Source organism: Pseudoflavonifractor sp. An85, assembly GCF_002161235.1.
Taxonomy (GTDB): Bacteria; Bacillota; Clostridia; order Oscillospirales; family Oscillospiraceae; genus Enterenecus.
Window position 1 is genome coordinate 25,526 of the sequence record NZ_NFHE01000025.1, and the last position, 9,421, is coordinate 34,946.

The following is a 9,421-nucleotide window of genomic DNA, read 5'->3' on the forward strand; positions in this document are numbered from 1 at the left end:
TCATCCCAGTGTATTCCACCCACCCATGGTGGTGACATCTGGAACGAAATGCGCAAGCAATGATTGCAATTCCTGTCAAGACAGCTTATAATGTATAGGATATCTTCAAAAGGGGGACTACCCTGTGAAACACGACATCAACTACACCATGCTCACCGACTTTTACGAGCTGACCATGGGCAACGGCTATTTCCAGACCGGCGTCACCGACCAAATCTGTTACTTTGACATCTTTTTCCGCAGCGTGCCCGACGGCGGCGGCTTTGCCATTGCCGCAGGCCTGGAGCAAGTGATCTCCTACATTCGGGATCTGCACTTCGACGAGGAGGACATCGCATATCTCCGCTCCAAAAACACCTTCTCCCCCGAATTTTTGGACTATCTGCGCACGTTCCGCTTTACCGGCGACATCTGGGCCGTGCCCGAAGGCACCCCCATCTTCCCCCGGGAGCCCATCCTCACCGTGCGTGCTCCCGCCATCGAGGCTCAGTTTGTGGAGACCTATCTGCTGCTGACCCTAAACCACCAGTCCCTCATCGCCACCAAGTCCAACCGCATCGTCCGGGCCGCTGAGGGCCGTCCCGTGGCGGAGTTTGGCTCCCGCCGAGCCCAGGGAGCCGACGGCGCTCTGTTGGGCGCCCGGGCCAGCTATATCGCCGGTGCCTCCGGCACCGCCTGTGCCATGGCCGACCAGATGTTTGACACCCCCGCCACCGGCACCATGGCCCACTCCTGGGTGCAGATGTTCCCCGACGAGTACACCGCTTTCAAAACCTACTGTGAAATCTACCCCCACGCCGCCACCCTGCTGGTGGACACCTACAACGTGCTCAAGTCCGGCGTACCCAACGCCATCCGGGTGTTCCAGGAGCTGGGCATCACTCAGGGCGGCATCCGCATCGACTCCGGCGATTTGACCTATCTGTCCAAGAAGGCCCGGAAGATGCTGGACGAAGCCGGACTGACCCAGATCAAAATCATTGCTTCCAACTCCCTGGACGAGTATATCATCCGGGACCTGCTCACCCAGGGCGCCGCCATCGACGGCTTCGGCGTGGGCGAGCGGCTCATCACCTCCAAGAGTGAGCCGGTGTTTGGCGGCGTGTACAAGTTGGCGGCCATTGAGGGGAAGGACGGAACCATCATTCCCAAGATCAAGATCAGCGAAAACCCCGCCAAGATGACCATTCCCCACTTTAAAAAGGTGTACCGTCTGTACGAAATTGAGACGGGCAAAGCCCTGGCCGACTATATCTGTCTCCACGACGAGAACCCCGACTTCACCCAGCCCTTAGAGCTCTTTGACCCCGAGGCGGTGTGGAAGCACAAGACCATCTCCAACTACACCGCCCGGCCCCTGCTGGTGCCCATCTTCCAGGGCGGACAGCTGGTGTACCAGGCCCCCACTATCCAGGAGACCCGGGTGTACTGCGCCCGGGAGGTGGACAGCCTGTGGGACGAGGTCAAGCGGTTTGAAAACCCCCACAACTACTATGTGGACCTGTCCCAGAAACTGTGGGACGTGCGGGCGGACCTGCTCTCCCACACCCATTGAGGTGCGCCATGCGAGGAATTGTATACGCCATGGGCAAAGAGATGGCAGGACCCCTGGCCCAGGCCAACCCCCTGGGGGACGTGGCTGGCATGAAGCTGTACCAGGCCGATGAAACCACCGTGGTGTGTGTCTGCGGCATCGGCAAGGTCCACGCTGCCATGGGTACCCAGCTTCTCATCGACCGCTTCGGGGTAGATGAGGTGTACAACGCCGGAGTGGCCGGCTGCTTCCACGACTTCCCCGTGGGCACCCTGGTGGTGGCACACCACTGTGTCCAGCACGACATGGACATCTCCGCCACCGGCTCCCCTCTGGGGGAAATTCCCGGCCCGGATCTCATCGAGCTGCTCTGCACCGGAACCCAGAAAGATGTGGACACCCTCACCCAGGCTGGTTTTGCCCCCCGTACAGGCGTAGTGGCCACTGGAGACTGGTTTGGCCGGGATTACACCCGAGCGGCCATGCTGCGGGACCATTTCTCCGCCACCGTGTGCGACATGGAGGCGGGGGCGGTGGCCCAGGTGTGTCTGTGTCACCACATTCCCTTCCACTCCTTGAAAATCGTCTCCGACCACCTGTTCCACCCCGCCCAAGGGGAGGAATACGCCCAAAATGTGCCCCAGGTGGTGGAGAAACTCAACCAGGCTCTTGCGGCCTTACTCTGGAGGTCTTAACATGGAAAAAATCGCAAGCTTTCAGGTGGACCACACCACCCTGCGCCCGGGTATGTATCTCTCCCGCCGGGATGGGCATGTGGTGACCTTTGACCTGCGCTTCAAAGTGCCCAACACCGGGGACTTGCTCACCAACGCCGAGATGCACTCGGTGGAGCACATCATCGCCACCCTGCTGCGCAACAGCGAGCAGAAGGACGCGGTGATCTACTTTGGCCCCATGGGGTGCCAGACCGGCTTCTATGTGCTGCTGGACAACGAGCAGCTGACCATGGAGGACTGCATCGCCCTGGTGCAATCCGTCTTTGAGGCAGGCGCCAACTACACCGGCGAGATGCCGGGCAAGTCGGCGGTAGAGTGCGGCAACTACATCAACCTGGATGTGGATCTGGCCCGCACCCAGTGCCGCTACTACGCCGATCTCATCCGGGATTGGACGGTAGAACAACTGGCATACTAAGAAAAAACATGGGACCCCTCAGCGTTGCTGAGCGGTCCCATGTTTTTTAGCTTCGTTTCTCCAGAATCCGGTCCAACAGAGCATGGGCCGCCTCCTCCTTGCTCATGAGAGGCAGTTCCACCGTCTCCTGATGGTCAATGAGGGTAAGCACGTTGGTGGCAGTGCCAAAGCCGGCCCCCTCCTGCTTAAGGTTGTTGGCGGCAATGAGGTCCAGGTTCTTTTTCTCCAGCTTCTTGCGGGAGTTTTCCACCATATCCTGAGTCTCCATGGAGAAGCCGCACAGGAACTGGCCTGGGGCCTTGTGCTGGCCCAGCCAGGCCAAGATATCCTGGGTGCGCACCAGTTCCAGGGCCAGGTCGTCGCCGCTTTTCTTCATCTTTTCCTCTTCCTGGACGGCGGGGCGGTAGTCGGCCACAGCGGCGGCCTTGATGACAATGTCCTGCTGGTCAAAGCGGCTTGTCACCGCCTCGAACATGTCCTGGGCAGAGCGAATATCCACCCGCTCCACATGCACCGGCGTGCTCAGCCCTGTGGGGCCGGACACCAGCGTCACCGTGGCCCCGCGGCTGGCGGCAGCCTTGGCAATGGCGTAGCCCATCTTTCCGGTGGAGTGGTTGGTGAGGTAGCGCACCGGGTCCAGGGCCTCCTGGGTGGGACCGGCAGTGACCAGCACCCGCAGCCCTTCCATGTCCTTCTCGTGGCCCACGGCATGCTCCACATAGGCCAGAAGCTCCTCCGGCTCAGGCATTTTCCCCTTGCCCACCGCCCCGCAGGCCAGCCGTCCACTGGCGGGCTGGATGATTTCCCAGCCGTACCGCTGCAAGGTGGCCAAATTGTCTTGGGTCACCGGGTTTTCAAACATCTTGGTGTTCATGGCCGGGGCCGCCAGCTTGGGGCAGTTGCAGGCCAGCACGGTGGTGGTGAGCATATCGTCGGCCAGACCGTGGGCCAGCTTGGCCAGCACGTTGGCGGTGGCGGGGGCCACCAGCACCACGTCCGCCTGATCGGCCAGGGCAATGTGCTCCACCTGGAACTGATAGTTGCGGTCGAAGGTGTCCACGCTCACCCGGTTGCCCGTCAACGACTCAAAGGTGTGGGGGCCAATGAACTCAGTGGCGTTTTTTGTCATCAACACATGGACGTTCGCCCCCTGTTTTACCAGAGCGGAGGCCAAAGATGCAGATTTATAGCAGGCAATGCCGCCTGTTACACACAGCAGCACGGTCTTTCCCTTTAACATGTGGGTCTCTCCTTTATCCATGGGCGGGTTCTGTCCTGCCCTTTTGTATCGGGTCGATTATACCAGACCCCTTCTCTACTTTCCACAACTACGTTGCAATTTTTCTCCCACTCCCGTATAATGTCCTACGTTGCCCGGGACAGCGGGCCGCTGTACTCGCCATGAGACGGCAGGTCCATCCCTGAACCCGGTCAGCTCATCTTATTTTGCGCTGTATCCCAGCCATTGGGAACGGCAGCAGGAGGTCAAACATCATGAAAAACCAGACAAACCGCTCCAAACGCATCCAGGACATGGCTTTTTTGTCCATGTTCACCGCCCTCATCTTCCTTCTGGCCTTTACCCCTCTGGGGCTCATAGACTTGCCCGTCATCAAGGCCACCATTCTCCACGTGCCGGTGATTCTGGGCTCCATTTTGCTGGGGCCTAAGAAGGGCGTTTTCCTGGGGGCCATGTTCGGCCTGTCCAGCCTCATCAAAAACGCCTTGATGCCCAGCCTGTCCGCCTTCGTCTTTACCCCTCTTATCCCCGTGCCCGGCTCGGATACCGGCAGTCCCTGGGCCCTGTTTGTCTGCTTTGTCCCTCGCATGCTGGTGGGTGTCACCCCCTGGCTGGTGTACACCCTGTTCCGCCGCCTCTCCCGAGGTCGCAACCCCGGCATGCGGGTCGTTTCCCTGGCTCTGGCCGCGGTGGTGGGTGCTCTGACCAACACCGCTCTGGTCATGGGCTCCATTGGTGTCCTCTTTGCCGAGTCCTACGCCGCCGCTCAGGGCATCCCCGTGGACGCCCTCATGGGCTTTATTCTCAGCATCGTGGCCGCCAACGGCATCCCCGAGGCCATTGTGGCCGCGGTGGTCACCCCCGCCGTGTGCGTACCTTTGATCCACGCCTTGAAGCTGGATGTGCGCCCCTGTGTGGCAAATCGGGCGGTGTAACCCATGCTGCTCACCGTTGATATTGGCAATACCACCGTGGCCCTGGCTGGATTTGTGGGCCAGGAGCTGACTTTTCTCCACCGGGTACCCAGTGACACCTCCCTGGAGGTGTCACAGTGGGTGGAGGTGCTGGGGGAGTGCTTGGCGGAGTGTCCCCCCATCCAAGGGGTGGCCCTGTCCTCGGTGGTCCCCTCCCTCACCCCTCAGGTATCTCAGGCGCTGGCCCAACTCACCCATGTTTCGGTGCTTATCGTGGACGCCAACACCCCCACCGGGCTCTCCCTGGAGGGGTATCGGGGCGCCACTCTGGGCATGGACCGGGTGGTGGACTGCGTGGGGGCTCTGCGCCTGTGCGCCCCACCTGTAGCGGTGTTTGACATGGGCACCGCCACCACCCTGTCGGTGGTGGGGAAAGATGGGGACTTTCTGGGGGGCATGATCCTCCCTGGCCTGTCCCTGTCCCTGGAGGCCCTCAGCGCCAAGGCCGCTCAGCTGCCCTCCATTATCCTCTCCCCGCCGGAAGGGGTCATCGGCCGGGACACCGAAAGCTGCATGCGCTACGGAGCCCTGTACGGAGCCGCCGGTGCCATCGAAGGCATCGTGGCCCGGCTAGAAGAGGAGTTGGGCCCCCTCACCGTGGTGCTCACCGGAGGCAACAGCACCCACGTGCACCCCCTGCTGCACACCCCTGTTTTGTGGGAACCCCACCTCACCTTTTGGGGCCTTCGGGAAATATGGCTGCACCAGGCAACTTGATACACAAAAAAGCCCACCGGGGAGTATTTCTTCCCCCGGTGGGCCTAAACATGTAAATACCAACTATACAAGCCTCGCAGAGTTCCGTCACCCGGAGGTGACGGAATTAATGAAATATCCGTCATTTTCACGGACATGTGCCGGGAAAATGACCCCTCTCATGACAGATGGAGCGACTTTTTCGCTAGAAATCGAGCTCCGTCTGTCATGCAATCTTTCTCACCAAGAAGTCCGAGAACTTCTTGGTGAAGTTTAGCCTGCCCGCTTGTCCTTTTGCAGGGAAATCCGGTCGGCAATCATGGCGATGAACTCGCTGTTGGTGGGCTTGCCCTTGGTGTTGGACACAGTGTACCCGAAGTACCACTGCAGCACCTCCAGGTCTCCCCGATCCCAAGCCACCTCAATGGCGTGGCGAATGGCCCGCTCCACCCGGCTGGCGGTGGTGCCGAACCGCTTGGCCACCTCAGGATAGAGCACCTTGGTCACAGCGTTGATCATCCCCATGTCCTCCACCGCCATGGCGATGGCCACTCGGAGATACTGATACCCCTTGATATGGGCAGGCACCCCGATCTCATGGATGATGGATGTAATCTTTCGCTCTAAGTCCCACTCTTCCTCCTGCTGGGGCGGATGCTGCTCGGTCTGACCACACAGCTGAGCCATGCGCTCCACCACCGCAGACAGGCGGCAGGGTTTGAGCATGCAGTAATCCCCACCGCTGTCCTTCACCTGCTGGGCCAGGGCGGAGTGGGAAAAGGCGGAAAGCACCACCACCCGGGGCCGATTTTGCCCCAGCTGCTGCAACACCTCCAGGCCATCCATGCCTGTGAGCATCAAATCCATAATGATGCCATGGGGCTGGTACTGCTGCACCAGCTCCAGCAGCTGCTCCCCATCCCCGGTCTGGGCCACCACTTCCATATCCTCACGGTCTTGCAGAACATCCGCCAACATGGCCCGGTATTCTTCCGAAGCATCCGCAAGGATAATCTTCTTCACATCGCTCATCTGTGTGACAATCCTTTCTCAAGTGGAATCGGTATAGTTTTACCATCTTTTTCCTGTACATCTAAAATACCACAGGATGCCCAATCTGGCAAGCCATTGTTTCCACTTTCGTTCGACATGGATGTCAAATTTTGTAATCGCTAAATGGATGTAATTTCAACATTTTGATTGAAATGCCGTTATTTGTTCTTGTTATTGTAATAAAAGAGCATGGAGCGGTACAACATGACCCCCACCATCAAGGGGAAGACAATGGCCAACACCACCCCGTCCAGGGTGGCCAGGAAGGACAGTCCACCGTTGCAGGCCACCACCCACACCGATGCCAGCACCACTGCCAGGGGAATCCAGGCAAAGTGCAATAGCTTCATGGCCCGCTTCTGTCCCTTGGGCAGGTCCGGCTCCAACAGTTCTGGGTGCTTGGCGGTGCAGCGCAGCGTGGCAATGGGCGCACGGCCCATGGAGGTGTACAGCCGCTCTGCGGTGTACTCAATTCCCTCCAGGGTAAACTCCGGGTACATCCCCTCTTTGGTGATGGTGATATCCACCTCATTCTCCCGGGCGAATTCCAACAGCGCCTGGGTAAACTCCCGGGGGTTGGTCACGGCCCCATCTGGGATAAAGGTGAAGGTGGCCTGTTGGAGAAACTTGCACATCTTCTTGTAGTCCTGTTTCCACTGGGTAAACAGATGCTTCCGGTTTTCCTTCTGGTCCATCTCCCGCAAAATGGCGTCCACCTCTGCCCCCTCTCCCAGTTTCCCCAGGCTCCGACAAAAGCGAATGGCGGTCTGTGCATCCTGGATTTTTCGTTGCAGCTGGGCTTCCTGGGCGGCCACCGCTTGCTCCAGAGTTGCCGTTCCCTGCAGCACGTCCCGGATATCCTCCAGGGACATATCCACCATGCGCAAAGCCCGGATGAGCTTGAGCCGTTCAATGTCCTGGGGGGAGTAGTCCCGATAGTCGTTGTCCTGGTTGCGGGCCGGGTGCAGCATCCCTTTCTGCTCGTAAAACCGAATGTTGCGCCGGGAAATTCCCGTCTGATATTCCGCTTCTTTGATGTTCATGCCGTTGGTCTCCTTTCCTGTTGTGGGGTGAGCATACACCTTCCAGTTGATGAAAGGTCAAGCCCATTTCCCAAATATTCAGCAGGAATCATTTTCCTTTGAAGTTGAAGGGCACAGGAGCCTTTTGCCCTGCCTTGATTGAGGCCAATAGACCCACCCCTACCACCAAGGGGATCCCCACCACCTGTGCGATTCCTTCCAGAGTGGTCAGGCCCTCCCAGCCCTGGTCCAGCGCCAGCATCAGTGCCAAACCCACCATAATAACCCCAATCCAGCTGTACCGAACTGCTCTCAGCACCCTGCCTTTGGGCTGCTCCAGGTGGGGTAGAAGCTGCTGAGGATGTTTGGCGGTAACGTGGATGGTGGCCACAGGAACCACAATACCTCTGGGGGACTGATACAGCCGCTGGGCGGTGTACTCCACCCCATCCAGGGTAAATTCGGGGTTCATGCTCTCTCGGAGCATCACCAATTCCATCCCGCAGTCCTGGGCATACTGGCGCAGCGCCGCGGTAAACTCCTGGGGTGTCCGCACCGGCTCATCGGGAATGAGGGTAAACTTCACCATGTCTTGGGCCTTGCGCATCTGCTTGTAGTCCTCCACCCACTGAGAAAAGAGATGGGTGATGTTCTCCGGCCGCTCCATCTGTCTGAGAAGGTCGTCCACATCCGCCCCTGCCTGCACCTGGGAAAGGGTTCGGCAAAACCGGATGGCGGTCTGTACCTCCTGAGCCTTGTCCCGCAGCTGCTTCTCCTGGGCCATGGCAGCTACCTCCAAGGAAGTCTCCCCGCTGAGTACCTTCTGAATATCCTCCAGGCACATGTCCACCATGCGCAGGGCCCGGATGAGTTTGAGCCGTTCTATGTCCTGGGGCGAGTAGTCCCGATAGTCGTTGTCCTGATTGCGGGCCGGGTGCAGCATCCCCTTCTGCTCGTAAAACCGGATGTTGCGCCGAGAAATCCCCGTCTGGCTTTCCGCTTCTTTGATGTTCATGTGTCCCGCCTCCTTTCTGATCTGTGCCCAGAATACACCTTACACCTGGTGGAAGGTCAAGAGTTTTCCAAAAAATCTTTCTTTTTTCATCTCCCCCTCTTCGGCTTTCTCTTGCCCCATCCCATCCTCCGTGCTACAATAGGGGTGTCAAATTCTGCCGTGGCAGCGCCACGCGTAAGGAGGCAGACCATGAAACGAAGCGTGATGATCTGGATCATCGTTGTGGTCCTATTTATTGGAGTCAACTGGATGGGCATTGGCAGCTATTACAGCGGGGCCGCTGGCAATGCCTTGGTGGAGGAGCTGGAAGAAATTTACGGCGACGCTTACACCGGGAAGACAGTGGATGGCGGTACTCAGGATATGACCTTTGTCATTGAACCTGCCACCTTCTTTCCCACCAACGAATCTGTGCTCCGGATGTTGGGTTGGGACTATCACTACACCTGTACCGTGACCTTCACCACCTATGCTCCCGATGGTTCTGTGACCCAGGTGCGCACCATCACCTACGATGGCATTGACCCTGTGGAACCCAACGATGCCAGAGCCTATTTGGATTTGGACAGCAAACAAGAAAGCTAACAATACCAAAACAAGCACGGGGAACCTGTGATATGCTCCCTCTATGAGAGACAGTGAAATAAAACACTGTCAATCATGGAGGGAGCATTGTCATGCCAAGGAAGCAAAAGTTAGGTGTAGAAGAAAAGATCAAGATTATACGAGATT

General features: G+C 58.5%; 10 protein-coding genes. 6 read left to right on the top strand and 4 right to left on the bottom strand.

The genetic code is table 11. The features are described 5' to 3' along the window. Positions 1-148: 148 nt before the first annotated feature. Genes B5G37_RS11030 through B5G37_RS11040 form a run of 3 tightly spaced genes read left to right on the top strand, consistent with a single transcriptional unit; the run spans position 149 to position 2,689 of the window. Positions 149-1,555, top strand: a complete 1,407-nt coding sequence (locus B5G37_RS11030; protein WP_087257483.1) for a nicotinate phosphoribosyltransferase — start codon at positions 149-151, stop codon at positions 1,553-1,555. 8 nt (positions 1,556-1,563) lie between these two features. Then, positions 1,564-2,229 (top strand): 5'-methylthioadenosine/S-adenosylhomocysteine nucleosidase, encoded by a 666-nt coding sequence (gene mtnN, locus B5G37_RS11035; protein ID WP_087257458.1) that lies wholly within the window; start codon positions 1,564-1,566, stop codon positions 2,227-2,229. A gap of 1 nt (position 2,230) precedes the next feature. Further along, positions 2,231-2,689, top strand: coding sequence for an S-ribosylhomocysteine lyase (locus B5G37_RS11040; RefSeq protein WP_087257460.1), 459 nt, complete (start codon positions 2,231-2,233; stop codon positions 2,687-2,689). A 46-nt stretch (positions 2,690-2,735) separates the two neighbouring features. Here B5G37_RS11040 and coaBC read toward each other — a convergent pair whose 3' ends face one another. Further along, positions 2,736-3,929, bottom strand: coding sequence for a bifunctional phosphopantothenoylcysteine decarboxylase/phosphopantothenate--cysteine ligase CoaBC (coaBC, locus tag B5G37_RS11045; RefSeq protein WP_087257462.1), 1,194 nt, complete (start codon positions 3,927-3,929; stop codon positions 2,736-2,738). 254 nt (positions 3,930-4,183) lie between these two features. Between coaBC and B5G37_RS11050 the strand changes: the two genes are divergently transcribed. Then, a complete protein-coding gene (locus B5G37_RS11050) occupies positions 4,184-4,864 on the top strand; it encodes an ECF transporter S component (RefSeq protein ID WP_087257464.1) in 681 nt (226 codons plus the stop codon). Between the two features lie 3 nt (positions 4,865-4,867). Further along, positions 4,868-5,620 (top strand): type III pantothenate kinase, encoded by a 753-nt coding sequence (locus B5G37_RS11055; RefSeq protein ID WP_087257466.1) that lies wholly within the window; start codon positions 4,868-4,870, stop codon positions 5,618-5,620. 252 nt (positions 5,621-5,872) lie between these two features. Here the strand turns inward: B5G37_RS11055 and spo0A are convergent, their stop codons facing one another. The 3 genes from spo0A to B5G37_RS11070 all read right to left on the bottom strand — a co-directional run bounded on the left by spo0A (position 5,873) and on the right by B5G37_RS11070 (position 8,689). Beyond that, on the bottom strand, positions 5,873-6,631 hold the full coding sequence (gene spo0A / locus B5G37_RS11060; RefSeq protein ID WP_087257468.1) for a sporulation transcription factor Spo0A: 759 nt from the start codon (positions 6,629-6,631) through the stop codon (positions 5,873-5,875). A 179-nt stretch (positions 6,632-6,810) separates the two neighbouring features. After that, the gene (locus B5G37_RS11065; protein ID WP_087257470.1) at positions 6,811-7,695 is read right to left on the bottom strand and encodes a MerR family transcriptional regulator; all 885 of its coding nucleotides are present in this window, start codon (positions 7,693-7,695) and stop codon (positions 6,811-6,813) included. An 88-nt stretch (positions 7,696-7,783) separates the two neighbouring features. Continuing rightward, a complete protein-coding gene (locus tag B5G37_RS11070) occupies positions 7,784-8,689 on the bottom strand; it encodes a MerR family transcriptional regulator (RefSeq protein ID WP_158099405.1) in 906 nt (301 codons plus the stop codon). A 189-nt stretch (positions 8,690-8,878) separates the two neighbouring features. Here B5G37_RS11070 and B5G37_RS11075 point away from each other — a divergent pair, with 189 nt between their 5' ends. Then, on the top strand, positions 8,879-9,274 hold the full coding sequence (locus B5G37_RS11075) for a hypothetical protein (RefSeq protein WP_087257473.1): 396 nt from the start codon (positions 8,879-8,881) through the stop codon (positions 9,272-9,274). Positions 9,275-9,421 lie beyond the last annotated feature (147 nt).